Origin of the sequence: Achromobacter spanius (assembly GCF_002966795.1) — a bacterium.
GTDB lineage: Bacteria > Pseudomonadota > Gammaproteobacteria > Burkholderiales > Burkholderiaceae_B > Achromobacter > Achromobacter spanius_D.
In genome coordinates this window covers 1,660,134-1,680,448 of record NZ_CP023270.1, presented here as the reverse complement: position 1 = coordinate 1,680,448, position 20,315 = coordinate 1,660,134, and the positions used below count along the sequence as shown (strand labels likewise).

Annotated in this window: 18 protein-coding genes; 1 reads left to right on the top strand and 17 read right to left on the bottom strand. The window is 65.4% G+C overall.

The features are described 5' to 3' along the window. Positions 1 to 33: 33 nt before the first annotated feature. From CLM73_RS07480 to CLM73_RS07425, 12 genes are all read right to left on the bottom strand, one after another. The gene (locus tag CLM73_RS07480) at positions 34 to 777 is read right to left on the bottom strand and encodes a phosphoadenylyl-sulfate reductase (RefSeq protein ID WP_105237941.1); all 744 of its coding nucleotides are present in this window, start codon (positions 775 to 777) and stop codon (positions 34 to 36) included. Further along, positions 774 to 1,838 (bottom strand): sulfate/molybdate ABC transporter ATP-binding protein, encoded by a 1,065-nt coding sequence (locus CLM73_RS07475; RefSeq protein ID WP_105237940.1) that lies wholly within the window; start codon positions 1,836 to 1,838, stop codon positions 774 to 776. Before CLM73_RS07475 ends, CLM73_RS07480 begins: the two co-directional genes overlap by 4 nt. Before the next feature lie 27 nt (positions 1,839 to 1,865). Continuing rightward, positions 1,866 to 2,765 carry a sulfate ABC transporter permease subunit CysW gene (cysW, locus tag CLM73_RS07470; RefSeq protein ID WP_105237939.1) on the bottom strand — a complete coding sequence of 300 codons (900 nt, stop codon included), beginning with the start codon at positions 2,763 to 2,765 and terminating at the stop codon, positions 1,866 to 1,868. Continuing rightward, positions 2,762 to 3,652 (bottom strand): sulfate ABC transporter permease subunit CysT, encoded by an 891-nt coding sequence (cysT, locus tag CLM73_RS07465; protein ID WP_105241412.1) that lies wholly within the window; start codon positions 3,650 to 3,652, stop codon positions 2,762 to 2,764. The genes cysW and cysT overlap by 4 nt, the downstream gene beginning before the upstream one ends. A 24-nt stretch (positions 3,653 to 3,676) precedes the next feature. Beyond that, positions 3,677 to 4,705, bottom strand: a complete 1,029-nt coding sequence (locus CLM73_RS07460) for a sulfate ABC transporter substrate-binding protein (protein ID WP_105237938.1) — start codon at positions 4,703 to 4,705, stop codon at positions 3,677 to 3,679. Between the two features lie 213 nt (positions 4,706 to 4,918). Continuing rightward, positions 4,919 to 5,560 carry a peroxiredoxin gene (locus tag CLM73_RS07455; protein ID WP_105237937.1) on the bottom strand — a complete coding sequence of 214 codons (642 nt, stop codon included), beginning with the start codon at positions 5,558 to 5,560 and terminating at the stop codon, positions 4,919 to 4,921. A gap of 219 nt (positions 5,561 to 5,779) precedes the next feature. Beyond that, entirely contained in the window at positions 5,780 to 7,480 is a 1,701-nt protein-coding gene (aspT, locus tag CLM73_RS07450) for an aspartate-alanine antiporter (protein WP_105237936.1), read from the bottom strand. 114 nt (positions 7,481 to 7,594) lie between these two features. Further along, positions 7,595 to 9,427, bottom strand: a complete 1,833-nt coding sequence (locus CLM73_RS07445; protein WP_105237935.1) for a bifunctional aspartate transaminase/aspartate 4-decarboxylase — start codon at positions 9,425 to 9,427, stop codon at positions 7,595 to 7,597. Between the two features lie 107 nt (positions 9,428 to 9,534). Continuing rightward, the gene (aspT, locus tag CLM73_RS07440) at positions 9,535 to 11,226 is read right to left on the bottom strand and encodes an aspartate-alanine antiporter (protein ID WP_105237934.1); all 1,692 of its coding nucleotides are present in this window, start codon (positions 11,224 to 11,226) and stop codon (positions 9,535 to 9,537) included. A gap of 184 nt (positions 11,227 to 11,410) precedes the next feature. Then, positions 11,411 to 12,340: an electron transfer flavoprotein subunit alpha/FixB family protein gene (locus tag CLM73_RS07435; RefSeq protein WP_056567625.1), complete on the bottom strand. Its 930-nt coding sequence runs from the start codon at positions 12,338 to 12,340 to the stop codon at positions 11,411 to 11,413. Between the two features lie 2 nt (positions 12,341 to 12,342). Further along, entirely contained in the window at positions 12,343 to 13,092 is a 750-nt protein-coding gene (locus CLM73_RS07430) for an electron transfer flavoprotein subunit beta/FixA family protein (RefSeq protein ID WP_056322273.1), read from the bottom strand. A gap of 72 nt (positions 13,093 to 13,164) precedes the next feature. After that, positions 13,165 to 14,088 (bottom strand): histone deacetylase family protein, encoded by a 924-nt coding sequence (locus CLM73_RS07425; RefSeq protein WP_199778265.1) that lies wholly within the window; start codon positions 14,086 to 14,088, stop codon positions 13,165 to 13,167. 10 nt (positions 14,089 to 14,098) lie between these two features. On the opposite strand from CLM73_RS07425, the gene mltB reads away from it, so the two are divergent. Then, positions 14,099 to 15,259, top strand: coding sequence for a lytic murein transglycosylase B (mltB, locus tag CLM73_RS07420; RefSeq protein WP_105237933.1), 1,161 nt, complete (start codon positions 14,099 to 14,101; stop codon positions 15,257 to 15,259). Between the two features lie 154 nt (positions 15,260 to 15,413). On the opposite strand, the gene cysM is transcribed toward mltB, so the two are convergent. The 5 genes from cysM to lapB all read right to left on the bottom strand — a co-directional run bounded on the left by cysM (position 15,414) and on the right by lapB (position 20,249). Continuing rightward, positions 15,414 to 16,322 (bottom strand): cysteine synthase CysM, encoded by a 909-nt coding sequence (cysM, locus tag CLM73_RS07415; protein WP_105241410.1) that lies wholly within the window; start codon positions 16,320 to 16,322, stop codon positions 15,414 to 15,416. Between the two features lie 77 nt (positions 16,323 to 16,399). Next, positions 16,400 to 16,924 carry a ComEA family DNA-binding protein gene (locus CLM73_RS07410; protein WP_105237932.1) on the bottom strand — a complete coding sequence of 175 codons (525 nt, stop codon included), beginning with the start codon at positions 16,922 to 16,924 and terminating at the stop codon, positions 16,400 to 16,402. A 186-nt stretch (positions 16,925 to 17,110) separates the two neighbouring features. Next, entirely contained in the window at positions 17,111 to 18,100 is a 990-nt protein-coding gene (gene rfaD / locus CLM73_RS07405) for an ADP-glyceromanno-heptose 6-epimerase (protein ID WP_105237931.1), read from the bottom strand. After that, positions 18,097 to 19,038 (bottom strand): D-glycero-beta-D-manno-heptose-7-phosphate kinase, encoded by a 942-nt coding sequence (rfaE1, locus tag CLM73_RS07400; RefSeq protein WP_056567635.1) that lies wholly within the window; start codon positions 19,036 to 19,038, stop codon positions 18,097 to 18,099. Before rfaE1 ends, rfaD begins: the two co-directional genes overlap by 4 nt. Further along, positions 19,035 to 20,249 carry a lipopolysaccharide assembly protein LapB gene (lapB, locus tag CLM73_RS07395; RefSeq protein WP_105237930.1) on the bottom strand — a complete coding sequence of 405 codons (1,215 nt, stop codon included), beginning with the start codon at positions 20,247 to 20,249 and terminating at the stop codon, positions 19,035 to 19,037. The genes rfaE1 and lapB overlap by 4 nt, the downstream gene beginning before the upstream one ends. Positions 20,250 to 20,315: the final 66 nt, after the last annotated feature.

Sequence of the window (20,315 nt, the reverse complement as noted above, 5' to 3'; positions counted from 1 at the left end):
TTCCCCTATAACAATATGAATTCGTGGCTGCGCTCAATCGGCGCGCGCCGCAATGGTGATGACCCGGTTGCCCGCGTGCAGGCCGCATTCCTTCGAGTCGGACGACTCCCACCACCAGCGCCCTGCCCTCAGGTCTTCGCCGGGGCGAATGGCGCGCGTACAGGGTTCGCAACCGATGGACGGGTAGCCCTGGTCGTGCAGCGGGTTGTAGGGAATGCCGAGCGCGCGGATAGCGGCCCAAATCTCGTCCTCGCTCCACTCGGCCAGCGGGTTGAATTTGTAGAGGCCGAAGGTGGCGTCGTCCTCTTCCATCAGCAGCTCGCCGCGTGTCGTGGATTGCGCGCGCCGCAGCCCGGTGATCCAGGCGCCGCGGCCGGACAGCGCACGCTTGAGCGGCTCGACCTTGCGGATCTGGCAACAGGCCTTGCGCAAGTCGACGCTTTCGTAGAAGGCATACGCGCCATGGGCTGCGACGTGTTCGTCGACCGCCGCCTGAACAGGCCGGTACACGGTGACCTCACGGCCATAACGCTCCCGCACGGCGTCCAGCACGCCCAGGGTCTCCGCATGCAGTCGGCCCGTATCCAGCGTGAAGACTTCCAGGTCCAGGCCCGAGTCGTAGATGGCGTGGGTCAGCACCATGTCTTCGGCCGCCAGCGACGACGCCAGCGCAGCATCCGGATAACGGCGCTGGATGTCCGCCAGGCGCGCTGTCAGATCGCGCCAGCGCGCGGCCAGCGCCGGGTTCAGTTCAACGGAGGTATCGGTAGTCGTCATGGCTGCACCGCAAAGATGCGCGCCCGGCGGGGACGCGCGAGCAGGATTTCGCCGTCCCGCAGATTCAGTTCCTGGTACAGCGACTCGGGCACCTCGGCCTCGATGATCGCGTCCGTGTCCTGGCGCGCCAGTTCCAGATACGCGCTGGGACCGGCCAGATAGGCGTGCGACAGGCGCACCGGAATGCCGTCGGCGCCGGCGCGATAGCGTTCGACCTCGAATTCGTGCGGCCGCACGTACGCGGTGGCGCGCTGCGCATCGGCCTGCGCCAGCTCCGGCGCCGGCAGCGACAGACCGGCGCCTTGGAACACGCCGCGCGTGGCGGTGCCTTGAAGCTGGTTCACGTCGCCCAGGAAGCCGTAGACGAACGGCGTGGCCGGCCCTTCCCAGACCTCGCGCGGCGTGCCCACCTGCTCAATGCGGCCAGCGTTCATCAGCACCACGCGGTCCGAGACTTCCAGCGCCTCTTCCTGGTCGTGCGTGACGAACACGCTGGCCACGTGCAGTTCATCGTGCAGCCGCCGCAGCCAGCGACGCAGTTCCTTGCGGACCTTGGCGTCCAGGGCGCCAAAGGGCTCGTCCAGCAGCAGCACGCGCGGCTCGACCGCCAGCGCGCGCGCCAGAGCGATGCGCTGGCGCTGCCCGCCGGACAACTGCGCCGGATAGCGGTCGGCCAGCCAGTCCAGTTGCACCAGGCCCAGCAGGTCGTGCACCTTGCGCTTGATCTGGTCCTCGGACGGACGCTGCGAGCGATGCTTGACGCGCAGGCCGAACGCCACGTTCTCGAACACCGTCATGTGCTTGAACAGCGCGTAGTGCTGGAACACGAATCCGACCTGGCGCTGGCGCACGTCCACGGCCGTGGCGTCCTCGCCGGCGAACAGCACGCTGCCCGAATCGGCCGATTCCAGCCCGGCGATGATGCGCAGCAGCGTCGTCTTGCCACAGCCCGACGGCCCCAGCAGCGCCACCAGTTCGCCGGTCTCGATGTGCAGCGACACGTCGTTCAGCGCGCGGAACTGACCGAACCGCTTGGATAGATTGCGTACTTCGATACTCATGACTGTCTCCTTGCCCGGGCGGTCGCGTCAGGCGACCGCCGGCTTGATGGCCACCGCGGCGCCGGGATACTCCACCGGCTGGTCCGCGTTCTGCTGAAGGCGCGCGTTGCGCCACTCGACCACGTTCTTTGCCACCAGCGTCACCAGCGCCAGGAGCGCCAGCAGCGAGGCGACGGCGAACGCCGCGGAATACTGATACTCGTTGTAGAGAATCTCGACGTGCAGCGTCATCGTGTTGGTCAGCCCGCGGATCTGGCCCGACACCACCGAGACCGCGCCGAACTCGCCCATGGCCCGCGCATTGCACAGGATCGCGCCGTACAACAGACCCCACTTGATGTTCGGCAGCGTCACGCGCCAGAAGATCTGCCAGCCGCTCGCGCCCAGCGTCAGCGCGGCCTGTTCTTCCTCGCTGCCCTGTGCCTGCATCAGCGGGATCAGCTCGCGCGCCACGAACGGAAAGGTCACGAACAAGGTCGCCAGGATGATGCCGGGCACCGCGTAGACGATCTTGATGTCGTGCGCCTGCAGCCATTCGCCAAACCAGCCCTGCGAGCCGAACAGCAGCACGAACACCAGGCCCGCCACCACCGGCGACACCGAAAACGGCAGGTCGATCAGCGTGATCAGGAACTGCTTACCGCGAAACTGGAACTTGGTGATGGCCCACGCGGCGGCCACGCCGAACACCAGGTTCACCGGCAAGGCAATGGCCGCGACCAGCAGCGTCAGCCGGATCGCCGCCAGGGCGTCAGGCTCGACGATGGCGTCCAGGTACAGCGCCCAGCCCTTCCTGAAAGCCTCGGCGAACACGGCCGCCAGCGGCACCAGCAGAAACAGCGCCAGGAATCCCAGCGCGATGAACAGCAGAATGCCGCGCACCCAGCGCGGCTCGGTCAGGTGAGCGGGACGATCCGGTGCGCTCATGACTGCCTCCCCAGGCCGCGGCGCGCCTGCCAGCCCTGCAACAGGTTGATGATGAGGAGCAGCACGAACGACAGCACCAGCATCACGGTCGCAATGGCGGCCGCGCCGGCGTAGTCGAACTGCTCCAGCTTGGAAATGATCAGCAGCGGCGTGATCTCGGACACCATCGGCATATTGCCCGCGATGAACACCACGGAGCCGTACTCGCCCACCGCACGCGCGAACGCCAGCGCAAAGCCCGTCATCAGGGCCGGCATGATCGTCGGCAGCAGCACGCGCCGGAAGGTCTGCCAGCGGTCCGCGCCCAGGCTGGCGGCGGCCTCTTCGATCTCGCGCTCCACGTCTTCCAGCACCGGCTGCACCGTGCGCACGACGAACGGCACGCCGATGAAGATGAGCGCGATGACGATGCCCAGCGGCGTGAACGCCACCTTCAGGCCGAACCATTCGGACAGCGGTCCGCCCAGCCAGCCCTTCTGCGAATACAGCGCGGTCAGCGCGATGCCCGCCACCGCCGTCGGCAGCGCGAACGGCAGGTCGACCAGCGCATCCAGGATCTTCTTGCCCGGAAAGCGATAGCGCACCAGCACCCACGCGACGACCGTGCCGAACACCAGGTTCACCAGCGCCGCGATGAGCGAGGCGCCGAACGTCAGCTGGTACGAGGCCATCACGCGCGGCGCGGTCACCGCGTCCCAGAAGCCCTGCCATCCCAGCCCCGCGCTCTTGATGGGCAAGGCGGCCAGCGGGATCAGCACGAGCACGCTGAGATACAGCACCGCGTAGCCCATGGAAATACCGAATCCGGGCAGCACGCCCGGGCTGTTGCGCCGAACGGCAAAAGGCGCTTGCGCGCCGGTTGCCGCCGGGTTCGAGGCTGAAGTCATGGCCATCGTCCGAACGTTATGCAGTTACTTCTTCTGCGGCTGGTAGATCTGGTCGAAGGTGCCGCCGTCGCTGAAGTGATCCTTCTGCGCCTTGCGCCAGCCACCGAAGATCTTGTCGTCGATGGTGACGAGCTTGACCTTGGGGAACTTGGCCTCGTATTTGGCGGCAACCGTCTTGTCCAGCGGACGGTAGTAATTCTTGGCGATGATCTCCTGCGCGGCCGGGGTGTACAGGAATTCCAGATAGGCCTGCGCGGCGGCGCGGGTGCCCTTCTTGTCCACGACCTTGTCGACGATGGCCACCGGCGGCTCGGCCAGGATGGACATCGACGGCACCACGATGTCGAACTTGTCCGGACCCAGTTCTTCCAGCGCCAGGAATGCCTCGTTCTCCCACGCAAGCAGCACGTCGCCCACGCCGCGCTCCACGAACGTCGTGGTGGCGCCGCGCGCGCCGGTATCCAGCACCGGCACGTGCTTGAGCAGGTCGCCGACGAAGGCGCGCGCCTTGTCCTCGCTGCCGCCGTTCTTTTCCAGCGCGTAGGCCCAGGCGGCCAGGTAGTTCCAGCGGGCGCCGCCCGAGGTCTTGGGATTGGGCGTGATGACCTGCACGCCATCCTTGAGCAGGTCGTCCCAGTCCTTGATCTGCTTGGGGTTGCCCTTGCGCACCAGGAACACGATGGTGGACGTGTACGGCGAGCTGTTCTGCGGCAGGCGGGCCTGCCAGTTCTCAGGCAAGAGGCCGCGGTCGGCGATGGCGTCGATGTCGTAGGCCAGCGCCAGCGTCACGACGTCGGCTTCCAGCCCGTCGATCACCGAGCGCGCCTGACGGCCGGAACCGCCGTGCGACTGGCGGATCGTCAGGTCGACGTTCGCCTTGTCCTTGTACTGCTTGATGAAGGCGTCATCGATCGCGCGGTAGAGTTCGCGCGTCGGATCGTAAGAGACGTTCAGCAGCGTCTGCTTCTGCTGCGCCTGCGCCGGCGCAATCGCGGCGAATGAAACCGTCACTGCGGCCAAGGCGGCCAACCAACCGGCTTTCCTGAAAGACATCCCTTGCTCCCTGTGATCTGCAATGTGGAGGCAAGTTTGCGTGCTGGCCGATCTGAACGGAACGAATCATTATTTGGTTGCTCATCGCCAAGAGGCATATAGGACTAGCATCCCAACAACGAAAAACCGCCGCGATCCTCTATGAAGATCGCGGCGGTTCGGGCGGCGCGGGGCCGCGTTCAAGCCGGGGGGCCTACCCCCCATTTTTCGAATTTACTTATTCGGTTGCGGCGTGATGCGCAGGTACGGACGCACGGCCTTGTAGCCCTTCGGGAATTTTTCCTTGATCACCGCTTCATCCTGCAGGGACGGAACGATGATGACGTCGTCGCCGTCTTCCCAGTTGACCGGCGTGGCCACGCTGTGGCTGTCGGTGAGCTGCAGCGAATCGATGACGCGCAGGATTTCATTGAAGTTGCGGCCCGTGCTGGCGGGATACGTGATGGTCAGGCGGACCTTCTTGTTCGGATCGATGATGAACACCGAGCGCACGGTCGCCGTGGCGCTGGCATTCGGGTGGATCATGTCGTAAAGCTCGGAAACCTTGCGGTCCTTGTCGGCGATGATCGGGAAGTTGACCGTCGTCGATTGCGTGTCGTTGATGTCTTCGATCCACTTGGCGTGCGAATCGGCGCCATCGACCGACAGGGCCAGGACCTTCACGTTGCGCTTGGCAAACTCGTCGGCCAGCTTGGCCGTGTAGCCCAGCTCGGTCGTGCAAACCGGCGTGAAATCGGCCGGATGCGAGAACAGCACACCCCAGCTGTTGCCCAGGTACTCGTGGAAGCGGATCTTGCCAGCCGAGGATTCCTGCTCGAAATCAGGGGCGACGTCGCCCAGACGTAGTTGACTCATGGTGTCTCCTGTACGGGATTCAGTTGAAGGGACCGGCTGGCGGCCCGGCTTGGGCCGCAGCGCGGATTAGCGTTTCGTGGCGGAGGTTGCCGTGTGACGTTACCGCGTGTGAAACGATTCTTCCATCAAACCTTTAGGCGAGGAAATACGCAAGTCATATAACCTTATGCAATATTCGCAGCGGCTACACCATAGAGCGCAAGCTGCCGGACGCCTGGCTCAGCTCAGGTGATACGCCAGCGAAACGATGATCGGTCCCAGCACCGGCAGCAGCACGTTGGCAATGGCATACGTCACCGTGTAGCCCAGCAGCGGCACCGAGCTGCCGCTGGCCGTCAGGATGGCGCTGATGGCCGGTGTGCTGACATGCTGCCCGGCAATGGCGCCCACCAGCAGCGGCCCCTCGATCTTCAGCAGCTTGTGCCCCACCCACAGCGACAGGCACGCGGGCCCCAGCGACACCAGCAGTCCGATCAGCGGCAGCACCGCCCCGTGCTCGCGGATCAGCGACAGCGCATCCGGCCCGGCCGACAAGCCCACGCACGCCACGAAGATCGCCAGGCCCAGATCCTTGAGCAATTGCACAGCATGGGCCGGCATGTGCCCGATCGAGGGCCGCTTGGCATTGATCCAGCCGCACACCAGGCCGCTTACCAGCGCCCCGCCCCCGCTGCCCAGCGAGACCGGAATCCCCCACAGTCTTGCGCCCAGGCTGCCGATCATCAGCCCGGCCAGAATGCCAAAGGCCAGAAAGACCAGGTCCGTCACGCCGCTGCGGCGCAGTTCGGAACCCAGCGCCGCGCCCGCCTCGGAAAGCTCGGGCTGCGCGCCCACCAGCGTGACCAGATCGCCAAATTGCACCACCGTCGCGGGCGTTATGGGCAGCACATGGCCCGAGCGCGAGATGGATTGCAGGAACACGCCTCGCGCGCGCCGGGCGTTGGGCCGCAGGGCCAGTTCGCCCACCGTGTGGCCGTTCACGGTCTTCTTGCTGACGATGACCTGCAGCTCGCTCAACTGCAGGTCGTCCGCGTGCGCCTCGGGCAACTGGATCTCCGGGCCGATCACCGACCCGGCCCGGAGCGCAAAGCGGCGCTGTCCCAGCACCACCACGATGTCGCCGGTCGCAAGCACGTAGTCGGGCGTGGCGTCGACGGCCTCGCCGTTGCGCAGGACGCGGCTGATCACGGTGCGCCCGCCCAGTTGGGCCTCCACGTCGCCCACCCGCTTGCCATCGACGTCCTTGACCACGTGGGCGCGTCCCACCAGGCGCGGCAGCGTCGGCAGGCTGGCCTCGTCGTCGTCGCCGGGCGTCGCGCCCAGCTTGGCCTCCAGCGCCTTGGACGCCTCGCGCAGGTTGATGCGCAGCAGCGCGGGCGCCACCTGGCTGGTGAAGAACACGATGCTGATGAGACCGACCAGATAGGTCAACGTGTAGGCCGTGGCGATGTTGGCCTCCATGCGCTGCACTTCGGCGTCGGGCAGTCCCAGGTGCTTGAGCGCCTCGGCGGCGGTGCCCACCACCGCCGATTCGGTGGCCGCGCCCGCGGCCAGGCCCGCTGCGGTCCCGGCATCCAGTCCGAACAGCGGCACGGCCGCCAGCACGATCGTCAGCACCAGCAACGCCTCGATCAGCGGCAGGACAACGTATCGCAGGCTGGACCGGTTGAGATTCGCGAAGAACTGCGGGCCACCGGAGTAGCCCATCGCAAAGATGAACAGGGCAAACGCGACCTCCTTCAGGTCGCCGCGCATCTGGCAGCCCGTCTGGCCGATCAGCAGGGCGACGATGAGCGTGCCGCACACGCCGCCAAGCTGAATCGGCCCGACCTTCAGCTTGCCGATCAGGTATCCCAGACCCACCGTGACGAACAGCACCGCGATGGGAACGCTATTGAAAAACCCGACCGAACACGTCATGAGTCCACGCCGCCCCGTTGTTGCCTACGCTGTTGTTGCCTACGCTGCAATTTCCTGCGTTGCGGTTGACCGCGCTGCAGTTGCCTGCCTCACGGTTGCCCGCAGCACGGAGTCCTACTTCGCGGTCGCCTGCTTGGCCGACTTGGCCGCCGTGTCCGCCTTCTTCACCGCCTTTTTCACGGCCTTCTTGGCGGCGGTCTTGCCTGGCGTCTTGCCGGCCGCCGCGCCCTTCTTGCCGGCCGCCGCCTTGACCGTCTGACCCTTGCCGGCAGTCGGACCCGAACGCACCAGCTCGCCCGCCTTCCAGGCCTCGACGTACTCGGTCGCGGCTTCGACCATGTACTTGCCGATCTTGGCGTAGTCCGCGTCATCCAGATTGGCCAGCGATACGCGGATGGACCACGGCGGACCGCCGAAGCCGCCGCCATCCATCAGCACCACGCCCGATTTCTCCGCCAGACGGAACAGGAAATCCACCGGTTCGTAATTGCTGGTCATGTACTTGCAGAAGGCGTCGCCATACGTGATCTTGGCCCACACCATGAAGTCCAGCTCCACGTAGTACCAGCCGCGCATCGGATCCTCGGGCGGCATGGGAATGCCCAGGCCGCGCCACAGGGCATCGCGCCGGCCCCGCACGATTTCCATCGTCAGATGCTTGTAGGAATCTTTCAGGTCCAGCAGGTGCGACAACGCGAAGAAGCCCATCTGAACCTGCTGCGGCAGGGACAATCCCGCGGTGTGGTTCAACGCCACATTGCGGCTGTCGGCAACCATGCGGTCGATGAACTTGAGCTTCTCCGGTTCCATCGTCATGGCGCCGTAGCGCTTGTTCAGGCGCTTTTTCCAGGACGCGGGCAGCTCGGCGATGCGCCGGTCCATCGTGTTGTTCTCGTGCGTGGCAATAACGCCCAGGCGCCAGCCCGTGCAACCGAAGTTTTTCGAGAACGAATACACGCAGATCGTGTTCTGCGGCACTTCGGCCATCAGCGACCGGAAATTCGGCACGAAGGTCCCGTACACGTCGTCCGTCACCAGCACCAGATCCGGATTCTTCCGGATGAGCTTCACGATCTGCTTCATTTCGACGGGGCTGAACGCCACCGACGGCGGATTGCTCGGATTCACCGTGACCGCCAGCTTGATCTTGGGATCTTCCAGCTTGGCGATCTCCGAGGCCGGATAGTGCCAATCGTGCGTGCCATCGGCGCGCAAGCTGTCGGCGTTGATGCCAACGATCTTGAACTGGAAGCGCTCTAGATGCGCAATCTCGATATACGGCGTGAAAGTCGGCAGGAAAAGCGCGATCGTGTCGCCCTGCTTGAGCAGGCCGTTCTGCATCAGCGAATCGAAGATGTAGCACATCGCCGCCGTGCCCCCTTCGACCGGGAACAGATCGAACTTGCCCTTGGGCGGACGGCCGTCGCACATTTCCTTGATCAGGTAGTCATGCACGATCTGTTCAAGGTGCACCAGCGCGCGCGGCGGGACGGGATAGTTGTCGCCAATGATGCTGTCGGTCAGCTCGTGGATCCATTCGTCAGGATCGAATCCCTTGACCTTCACACCGTACTCCAGCACGCCGGCAAGAAAGTCGTAGCCTTCTTCGCCCTTGTGCTTGGACAGGAATTTACGCAGCCGGTCGGCGCAGCCCTTCTTGGGCGGCATGCCCGCCAGAATGACGTCGTCGCGCACCCGGCGCGCCTCCTTCATTGCGAACCGGCCCAGCAGGAAGAACGCATCGCGCGGTTCGGTGGCAATCCAGTTGGGATTGCCGCGGCCCGCGTTCAGCATGGTCAGCGCGGACGTCTGCTGATTATCCTTGGCCAGGGTGATCAGGTAGTCCTTCAGTTCGAACGGCGAAAGCTGCTCAAGGTCGCGCTGGCGCGAACGCGTGGTCTTTAAGGCCGAGGCCAGGCTGGCGGTGACGGGCGCAGTGGAAGCCATTTGTGTACTCCTGGTGTGCGTGATGACAGGCGCCATGAAGACGGGCGCCGTGATGAATGCCGCGCTTCTCTGTAGCACCCGCAAGCCGAGGCTTGCGGGCAGTCCTGCTAAGCCATGAGCATGACGATGACAATGCCCCAGATGATGAGCAGGGTATTGCCGATGGCGTAAGGCACCGTGTAGCCAAGCGCCGGGACCTGGCTCTTTGCCGTCTCGGTGATCTGGCCGATCGCCGCGGTGGTGGTCCGCGCCCCCGCGCACACTCCCAGCGAAATGGCGGGGTGGAACTTGAAGACGTAGCGCGCGATGAGCACGCCCAGGATCATCGGGATGCTGGTGGCGATGACGCCCGCGATGAAGAGCTTGGCCCCCAACTGCTGGAAGCCCTGCACGAAGCCCGGTCCCGACACAATGCCCACCACCGCGACGAATGCGGTCAGGCCCACCGATGTAAGGAACCAGTGCACTGGCTCGGGCACGCGACCGAAGGTCGGATGCACGGACCGCAGGTATCCGAAGATCAGCCCGGAGATCAGCGCGCCGCCGGACGTCGACAGCGTGATCGGAATGCCGCCCACCGTCAGCACCAGCGTGCCGAACAGGCCGCCCAGCAGAATGCCGAAGCCCACGAACACCATGTCGGTCTGGTTGGTGGCGCGATCCACATAGCCCAGCTTGCTGACCACGCGTTCGACGTCGCGCGTCGCGCCGAGGATGAAGAGGCGGTCGCCGCGGTCCAGTTTCAGGCCCCAGTTGACCGGCATCTCGTGCCCGCCCCGCACGACCTTGCGCAGGAACACGCCGCGGCCCAGTTGGCGCACGGTCTCGTTCTCGGCAAGCTCCTTGAGCGTCTTGCCAGCCACGTTCTTGTTGGTCAGCACGACCTCGACAATCTCCGCCGGCAGGTTGATGGCGTCGCGATCCTCGACCTCGGTGCCGATCAGGCCCGCCGCCTGCAGCACCAGCGCGTCATGGCGGCCCGTCACACCCAGCACGTCGCCGGCCTGCAGCGTGGTGCTGGAGTCGGCATCGATGATCTGGTCGCCGCGGCGGATGCGCTCGACAAACACTCGGGCGTCCACGAACTTCGCTTCCAGTTCGCCCACCGTCTTGCCGACGTATTCCGCATGGTCCAGCCGGTAGGCCCGCGCGGTGAACTTGCGGTAGCCCGACAGTTCCATCGAATCGGCCCCGCCGGACATCTTGGCCTCGTACTCCTTGCATTCCTTCACGATGTCCACGCGCATCAGCTTGGGACCAAGGGAAGCAAGCAGCCAGGCGCTGCCGACCGTGCCGAAGATGTAGCAGACCGCGTAGGCCACGGGAATGTTGTCGATCCACTGCTTCTTGGTCGCCGCGTCGACGGACAGGCCGTTGATCGTGTCGGTCGCCACGCCCATGACCGCCGATATCGTCTGCGCGCCGGACAGCAGCCCCGCGCCGGTGCCGGCATCAAAGCCGAATCCGATGGCGGTCACCCAGGTGACCAGCAGGCAGAGCACGCAGATGATGACGGCAAATATGACCTGAGGCAGGCCATCGCTTTTCATGCCGCGGAAGAATTGCGGTCCGACGCCGTAGCCAAGACCGAAAAGAAATAGCAGGAAGAACACCTGCTTCAGAATGGGAGCAATCGAGATGTTGAGCTGGCCGACCAGCACGCCCACCAGCAATGTCCCGGTCACTGCGCCCAGATTGAATCCGAAGATTTTCTTGGCCCCGATCCAATATCCCAGGCCCAGGGTCAAGAAAATCGCCAGCTCCGGGAACTTACGTAGCGTGTCAAAGAACCATTCCATCACGAATCTCCTTCGTTCTGTACAGGTCAAGCACAATCGCAAACAGTGAGTAGCGCGCGAGGTACGTTATCAGAGTCTTTACGAAAATAAAACAATTTCGATTATCTTGGGCACGCGAGTTGCGCGGCGCCCAAAAAAAAACCGCGGGCGCCTGGCCCGCGGTTTTGATTGCAACGGCTGTAATTTACAGCGCGTTCGTCAGCTCGGGAACGACGGTGAACAGATCGCCCACCAGACCGTAATCGGCAACGCCGAAAATCGGCGCCTCGGCGTCCTTGTTGATCGCAACGATGACCTTCGAATCCTTCATGCCGGCCAGATGCTGGATGGCGCCCGAGATACCGACGGCCACGTACAACTGCGGCGCGACGATCTTGCCGGTCTGGCCAACCTGCCAGTCGTTCGGCGCGTAGCCGGCGTCCACGGCGGCACGCGAAGCGCCCAACGCGGCGCCCAGCTTGTCGGCCAGCGGATCCAGGATCTTGAAGTTTTCGGCGCTGCCCAGACCGCGGCCGCCCGAGACCACGACGCGCGCGCCGGCCAGTTCGGGACGGTCGCTCTTGGCGACTTCGCGGCCCACAAACGTGGACAGGCCAGAATCGGCCACGGCAGCGGCGTCTTCGACCGAGGCGGAACCGCCTTGGGCGGCAACGGCGTCAAAGCCGGTCGTGCGCACGGTGATGACCTTGACGGCGTCGGCCGATTGCACGGTGGCAATGGCGTTGCCGGCGTAGATCGGGCGTTGGAACGTGTCGGCGGATTCGACACCGATGATGTCGGAGATCTGCGCCACGTCCAGCTTGGCCGCGACGCGCGGCGCCACGTTTTTGCCCGACGCGGTGGCCGGGAACAGGATGTGGCTGTAGTTCGAGGCCACGGCCAGGACCTGTGCAGCGACGTTCTCGGCCAGGCCGTCGGCCAGATGCGGTGCATCGGCCAGCAGCACCTTTGCCACGCCGGCGGCTTGGGCAGCCTGGTCGGCCACGGCGCGCGCGTTGGCGCCGGCGACCAGCACGTGCACGTCGCCTCCGATCTTGGCGGCGGCGGCGATGGCGTTCAGGGTTGCGCCTTTGAGTTGGGCGTTATCGTGTTCGGCAATAACCAGCGTCGTCATGATCAGACCACCTTCGCTTCGTTCTTGAGTTTGTCCACCAGCGCCGCGACATCGGCAACCTTGATGCCGGCCTTGCGGGCGGGCGGCTCGCTGACCTTCAGCGTCTTCAGGCGGGGCGCGGGATCAACGCCCAGGTCTTGCGGCGTGACGGTGTCCAACTGCTTTTTCTTGGCCTTCATGATGTTCGGCAGCGTGACGTAGCGCGGCTCGTTCAGGCGCAGGTCGGTGGTCACGATGGCGGGCAGCTTGAGCGACAGGGTTTCCAGACCGCCGTCGACTTCGCGCGTCACGGTGACCTTGCCGTCGGCCAGTTCGACCTTGCTGGCGAACGTGGCTTGCGGCCAGTCCAGCAGCGCGGCGAGCATCTGGCCGGTTTGATTGGCGTCGTCGTCGATGGCCTGCTTGCCCAGGATCACGAGCTGGGGCTGTTCCTTGTCGACCAGCGCCTTGAGCAGCTTGGCGACGGCCAGCGGTTGCAGTTCGGCATCGGTCTGGACCAGCACGCCGCGATCGGCGCCGATGGCCATGGCGGTGCGCAGGGTCTCCTGGCATTGCGCAACGCCGCAAGAAACCGCCACGACTTCAGCGACCGCGCCCTTTTCCTTCAGGCGGGTGGCTTCTTCGACGGCGATTTCGTCAAAGGGGTTCATGGACATCTTCACATTGGCGATATCCACGCCGGTCTGATCAGACTTGACGCGCACCTTGACGTTGTAGTCAACGACGCGCTTGACAGGTACCAACACCTTCATCCCGCTGCCTCCAATTGGAAAATAATGACCCGGCTTTGCGCCGGGATCGCATTGCACAATTTTTTCCTGATTCTACAGCTTCGCCAGCGCCCGTATGTGCGCGACCACGCTGCGGCCCAGGGCCGACAAGTTGTAACCGCCTTCGAGCGTGCTCACGATCCGGCCCTGACAATGGCGGTCAGCCACCCCAACGAGCTGCTCGGTGATCCAGGCGTAGTCCGATTCGACCAGTCCCATCTGCCCCATGTCGTCCTCGCGGTGGGCGTCAAAGCCCGCCGACACGAGGATCAGTTCCGGGCGGTGCGCCTCCAGCCGCGGCAACCAGGTGTCCGTCACGATGGATTTGACCGCGGCGCCCGCGGTATAGGCGGGGACGGGCACGTTCAGCATGTTGGCGGCCGGGTGATCCGCGCCGCTGTTCGGAAAGAACGGATGCTGAAAAAAGCTGCACATCAGCACCCGATCGTCGCCAGCGAAGACGTCTTCGGTGCCGTTGCCGTGATGCACATCGAAATCGACGATCGCCACACGCGTCAGACCATGAAAATCCATGGCGTGCTGCGCCGCGATGGCGACGTTATTCAAGAAGCAGAACCCCATCGCCTGCGAACGGCAGGCGTGATGGCCCGGTGGACGCACGGCGCAAAAGGCCGTGCGCGCCTCGCCGCCCAGCACGGCGTCGACAGCAGCCACGCCCGCGCCCGCCGCATGCAGCGCGGCCTCGTAGGTGTGCGGGTTCATGAGAGTGTCCGGATCGATAGGGTAATACCCTAGGTCCGGCGTATGTTTCTGCAAACTGTCCAGGTACTGGACAGTGTGCACGCGCAAGAGGTCGTGGCGCGACGCCTGCGGCGCCTGCCGGTCATTCAGATAGGGCATCAATCCGCTTGCGAGCAACTGATCGGAGATGGCGTCCAGCCTCTGGGGGCTTTCCGGATGCCAACTTCCCATTTCATGCAAGCGGCATGCCGGGTGGGTAAGATACATGGTCTCCATAAGGAAGATTATGTTCATCTGTCGGCGAATACTGCAACTCGGCGCGCTTTCCGCCCTGCTGGCGGGGTGCTCCACCACCACTCCCACCGCAGCACCCTCCTCCACCCTTGCTCCCCAAACCGCCCAGGCTTCAGGGACCGCACCCATCCGCATCGGGCCCAGCACGCCGACGCTCGGCCCCGAACTCGCGGACGACGCACCCGCCACGTTGACCCCGTCGGGCGCGCTGCGCCCCGAGGTCCGCACTTTCGTGGAAAACCTGGCCGCCGAACGGCAACTGCCGCTGGCGCCGATGGTGTCCGCCCTTGAAAGCTCACGCTACAACGCCACGGTGGCGCGGCTGATTGCCCCCTCCCCGCCGGGCAAGAAGGTCTGGCGCAGCTGGCTGACCTACCGGTCGCGCTTCGTCGAGCCCAAGCGCATCGCCTGGGGCGTCGAGTTCTACAACGAAAACCGCGACCTCCTGAACCAGGCCGCGCAACGGTTCGGCGTGCCCGCGCCCATCATTGCCTCCATCATCGGCGTCGAAACGCTGTATGGCCGCAACATGGGCAACTTCCGCGTCCTGGACGCGCTGGCCACGCTGGCCTTTGACTACCCCGATCCCGCCAAGCCCGAACGCGCCACCATGTTCCGCACCCAGCTGGCGGACTTCCTGACGCTGGTCATGAACGACAAGCTTGAGCTGGAAACGCAGGGCTCCTATGCCGGCGCCATCGGCATGCCGCAGTTCATGCCGACCAGCGTGATGCACTACGCCGTGGACGGCGACGGCAATGGCCATATCGACCTGACCAACAACACCCAAGACGCAATCATGTCCGTGGGCAGCTTCCTGGCGCAGCACGGCTGGCAGCGTGGCCTGCCGGTGTTCGCGCCGGTGGTGCTGCCCGCCGATCCCACCGCCCTGGTGGACGGCGGCCTGGAGCCCAAGCAAAGCTGGACGACGCTATCGGCGGCGGGCTCGCGGCTCAAGCCCGGCGCGACCGGCGACGGCTGGAGCAGCCAGCCGCTGGGCGTGGTGGATCTGGTCGAGGAAATGCGCGGCACGGCGCAGTATCGCGTGGGCACGCCCAACTTCTTTGCGCTGACCAAGTACAACCGCAGCTATTTCTATGCCACATCGGTGGCTGATCTGGCCACGGAGATCGAGGCCCGCGTGGCGCGCTGAGCGCCATCCTGCGGACACCCTGGCGCCGAAAAGCAAACGCCCTGGCGGGTTCAACCGCCAGGGCGTTTTTCATTGGGGTGCAGCATCGGTCGGAGCGGCCGGGCCACGCCGCTTTTCAGCGCGGCTTTTCAGCCCCGCTTTTCAGCCTCGCGTATCAGTTGAAAACGCCGGTCGACAGGTAGCGATCGCCGCGGTCGCACACGATGAACACGATGGTCGCATCGTTGACGCGCTCGGCAACCCGCAGAGCCGCAACCAGTGCGCCGGCGGACGAGATCCCGCCGAAGATGCCTTCCTCGGCGGCCAGCCGCCGTGCCATGACTTCGGCCTCGGTCTGCTGGATGGATTCGTAGGCGTCCACGCGGCTGCGATCAAAGATCTTGGGCAGGTATGCCTCGGGCCACTTGCGGATGCCAGGAATCTGCGAGCCTTCGGCCGGCTGCGCGCCCACCACCTGCACGGCGGGGTTTCGGGACTTGAGATAGGTCGACACGCCCATGATCGTGCCCGTGGTGCCCATCGCGCTGACGAAGTGCGTGATGCGTCCTTCCGTCTGATTCCAGAGTTCCGGGCCCGTGGTTTCAATGTGCGCGCGCGGATTGTCCGGGTTGGCGAACTGGTCCAGCACCACGCCACGGCCGTCGGCCTGCATCTCGGTGGCGAGGTCGCGGGCGTATTCCATGCCGCCCTTGTCGGCCGGCGTCAGGATCAGTTCCGCGCCATAGGCCGCCATGGCTGCACGCCGTTCCACGGACAGGTTATCCGGCATGATCAGAATCATGCGGTAGCCCTTCATGGCGGCCGCCATGGCCAGCGCGATGCCGGTGTTGCCGCTGGTGGCCTCAATGAGGGTGTCGCCCGGCTTGATGTCGCCGCGCTCTTCCGCGCGCTGGATCATCGACAAGGCCGGGCGATCCTTTACGGATCCCGCCGGGTTGTTGCCTTCCAGCTTGGCCAGGATGACATTGCCGCGCGCGTCGCCCGCCGCCCCAGGAATGCGCTGCAGGCGCACCAGGGGCGTGTTGCCGACGGTCTGCTCGATAGTGGGGTAGGTAGTAGTCATGCGGTCGATCATAACTCCGCCCGGCGCCGCGCGGCCCCAAAGGCCGCGCACGCGCCATGGGCTCCCTGGTGGCGGGCTCAGGGCTTGGCACGCGCGGGCGCCGTGGTCCCGGTGGACGGCCGGGCCGAATTGGCCGTAGGCGCCTTGCCCGGCGCCGGCCGGCCCGCCGCTGCCGCACCTGCCCCTCCTGCGGCTGCCGGGGGCCTGGTCGCTGTGCCCGCAGCACCCGCCGCACCGATGGTCAGCCCCGCCGCCTGCAACGCCTGGGCCTTTTTCTGGCCGATGCCGCGCACGCGCTCGGTCAGATCGTCGAGCGATTCAAAACCGCCGCCGCGCTCGCGTTCGCGCACGATGATTTCGGCGGTGCGCGGGCCGATGCCTCGCACGCCTTCAAGCTGGGCCGCGGTGGCCTGGTTGATGTCCACCGCGTGGGCGGGCGGCGCGGCCACGCCCAGGCCGGCGGACAGCAGCAAGGCGCCAAGCGCCCGCCGCAGAACACGGTGGCGCTTGCGCTGGCATGCAGGCACGGCGGCCGGACGCGCGCGGCGCCATGGCGCCGACGGCAGGTTGCGGGCAACGGTGGAGTGGACGAAGGGGTTCATGCGGCTCTCCTGACGGTTCCGGACGCGACGGTTGCCGCGCCCTGTTCCCATCATCGGTGCCGGTGCCACCCTGTGCCCGGCCGGTGAACCAAAACATCCACCCCGGCAACTACGTGGCCGCCCACGCGGTCAAAAAAAACCACCGCATTGCGGTGGTTTTCGTGGTCGCGTTGCCCGCGGGACGGGTTACTTCCGGGCGCGCCAGTAGCGCACGTATTCGGCCACGCCCGTCTGCACGTCGCGCATCGGCGCGGCAAAACCGGCTGCCCGAAGCTGCGTGACGTCGGCCTGCGTGTAGCTCTGGTAACGGCCCTTGAGGTCGTCCGGGAACGGGATGTAGCGGATCAGGCCCAGCTCGGCCAACTGGGCCAGCGTCAGCTCGGCCTCACCGCGTTCGGCGCGCAGCGTGTTCACCACGGCCGCCGCCACGTCGTTGAAGGGCTGCGCCTTGCCCGTGCCGCAATTGAAAATGCCGGATTGCTCGGGGTGATCCAGGAAATGCAGATTCACCGCCACCACGTCCTCGACCGAGATGAAGTCGCGGCTCTGGCCGCCATCCACGTAGCCGTCCCAGCCCGCAAAGAGGCGCACGTGCCCGTGCTCCAGGAACTGGTTCATGTTGTGGAAGGCCACCGAGGCCATGCGGCCCTTGTGCTGCTCGTGCGGGCCGTACACATTGAAATACCGCAGGCCGACGACCTGCGCCGTCAGGCTGTCCATGCGCTTGCGCAGCACCTGGTCGAACAGCAGCTTGGAATAGCCGTAGACGTTCAGCGGACCTTCGTTGTCGGGATGCTCGACGTAGGTCGTCGAGCCGCCGTACACAGCCGCGGAGGACGCATACAGGAACGGCACGCGGCGCGCCTGGCAGAACTCGAAGAGTTCCAGCGTGACGCGATAGTTGTTGTCCAGCATGAAGCGGCCGTTGCGCTCAGTCGTGTCCGAGCACGCGCCCTGATGCAGCACCGCGCGGATTTCGGGCAGGCTGCCGTCCGCGACGCGGCGGCGGAAGTCGTCCTTGTCCATGTAGTCGGCGATCTTGCAGTCGACCAGATTGACGAATTTGTCGCCCTCGGTCAGGTCATCGACGGCAATGATGTCTTCGATGCCGCGGCGGTTGAGCCCGCGAACCAGGTTGCTGCCAATGAAGCCAGCGGCTCCGGTAACGACGATCATGAGGATTCTCCTGCCAATTCCGCGGCGGTAACGACGGACGTGCCCAGCTTGCCCACGGCAATGCCGCCGGCCTTGTTGGCCCAGCCCATGGCCTCGGCCCACGGCAGGCCGATGGCGCGCGTGACCGCCAGCGTGGCCAGCACGGTGTCGCCCGCGCCGGACACGTCGAACACTTCGTGCGCCTGCGCGTCGGTGTGGTCGCGTCCCGCATCGGAAAACAAAGTCATGCCCTGCTCGGACCGCGTCACGAGCAAGGCTTCCAGGTCCAGATCGGCGCGCAGACGCTGCGCGCGATCGGTCAATTCGGCTTCGGACGTCCAGCGGCCAACCGCCTGCTGCATCTCCGAGCGATTGGGCGTGACCAGCGTCGCGCCGCGATAGCGCGAATAGTCGTCGCCCTTGGGGTCCACCAGCACCGGGATGCCCGCATTGCGCGCCAGTGCAATCAGCGACTCGACCCGCGTCAGTACGCCTTTGGCGTAGTCCGACAGGACGACGATGTCGTGGTTGGCCATGTGGCGCGCCAGGGCCGCGTCCACGGCGTCCAGCGACGCCTGCGAGGGATGCTGTTCGAAATCCACGCGCAGCAGCTGCTGCTGGCGGCCCAGCACGCGCATCTTCAGCGTGGTGTGCAGTTCGTTGTCGGCAATCAGGTCGCCCTGGATGCCGGCCTCGGTGGCCAGGCGCCGGACGCTGTCGCCGGCTTCGTCCTGGCCCAGCACGCCGACCAGCGTCACATGCCCGCCCAGGGCCGCGACGTTGCGCGCCACGTTGGCGGCGCCGCCCAGGCGGTCTTCGCGCCGTGCGACCCGCACGACCGGCACCGGCGCCTCGGGCGAGATGCGTTCGACTTCGCCGAACCAGTAGCGGTCCAGCATGACGTCGCCAACCACGAGCACGCGGCTACGCGAAATGGCTTCGGCGGGAAAAGAGTTCATTCAAGTTCTTCCAGACGGCGCGGCGCATAGGTTTCCCAGGCGTTGCAGCCGGGGCATTGCCAGTAAAAGCGACGCGCTTGAAAACCGCAATTGCGGCAAGCGTAGCGATCGAGCCGTTGCGTATGCTTGTGAATCAGGCTGCGCAGCAGCGTCAGGTCGGCGCCCGGCACCGGACCGTGATCGCCATCGCTGTCGCCGTTGGCGAGCTCGGCCTCCAGCAGGCGATCCAGGCCCAGCAGCGAAGGATGGCTGCGCAGCGCGCCGCGGGCAAAGGCCCAAGCGGTGGCGGCGCCCTGCTGCACGCGCAATTCCCGGAACACCACATTGAAGAGGTCCAGGGACGCATGGCGGCCGTACTGCTTTTGCAGGAATTCCAGGCCCGCGGCCGCCTGATTGGCGTTGCGGTAGTTCGCCAGCAACTGCTCGCCCACCAGCCCGGCGTATTCGGACGCGTCGGTCATGACCGATTCCAGATACAGCCGTTCGCGCTTCGGATCCTGCTCGATCAGCGCCAGGCGCGCGCGCAGCATGGCGGTGCGCACCTTGGCGCCCTTGCTCGAGGCGGCCTCGGTGGTGGACAGCGCGTGGTCCGCCGCGTCCAGCGCCTTGTGCGCGGCCTCGACGTCGGCGGGCTTGGCCGCGAGCGCGGTCTGCGCCTGTTCGCAGTAGTAATGCACGATTTGCGGGACGGGCTCGTCGATCAGACCCTGCAGGGTCTTGACGGCCTCGATCGCACGCGGCCAATCGTGTTCGGATTCATAAATGCGGATCAGCGAGCGCAGCGCAGGCAAGGCGTAGCGCGTGTCCTTGAGCTGTTCGAAACCGCTTTCGGCGCGGTCCAGCATCCCTGCCTTCAGGAAGTCCTGCGCCAGCTCGTGCTGCGCGTGCTCGCGTTCGGCCTGCGGCAGGTCGGAACGATTCAGCAGGCTCTGGTGCACGCGGATGGCGCGCTCCATTTCGCCGCGGCGGCGAAAGAGGCTGCCCAAGGCAAAGTGCAGCTCCGTGGTTTCCGGGTCCAGCTTGGCGACTTCGACGAACGCATCGATGGCGCGGTCAGGCTCTTCATTGAGCAGGAAGTTCAGTCCGCGGAAATACGAGTCTGGCAGGCTGCGGGTTTCGCGCAGCATCTGCCGGATATCGAAACGCGCGGCCAGCCAGCCCAGCGCGAACAGCACCGGGACGAATATCAACCACCAAGGTTCAAAATCCACTATTCGGACTCACGCGGTAATCGGTGCAAAAAAAGGCGGTGCAAAAAAAGGCGGCGCAAAAAAGGC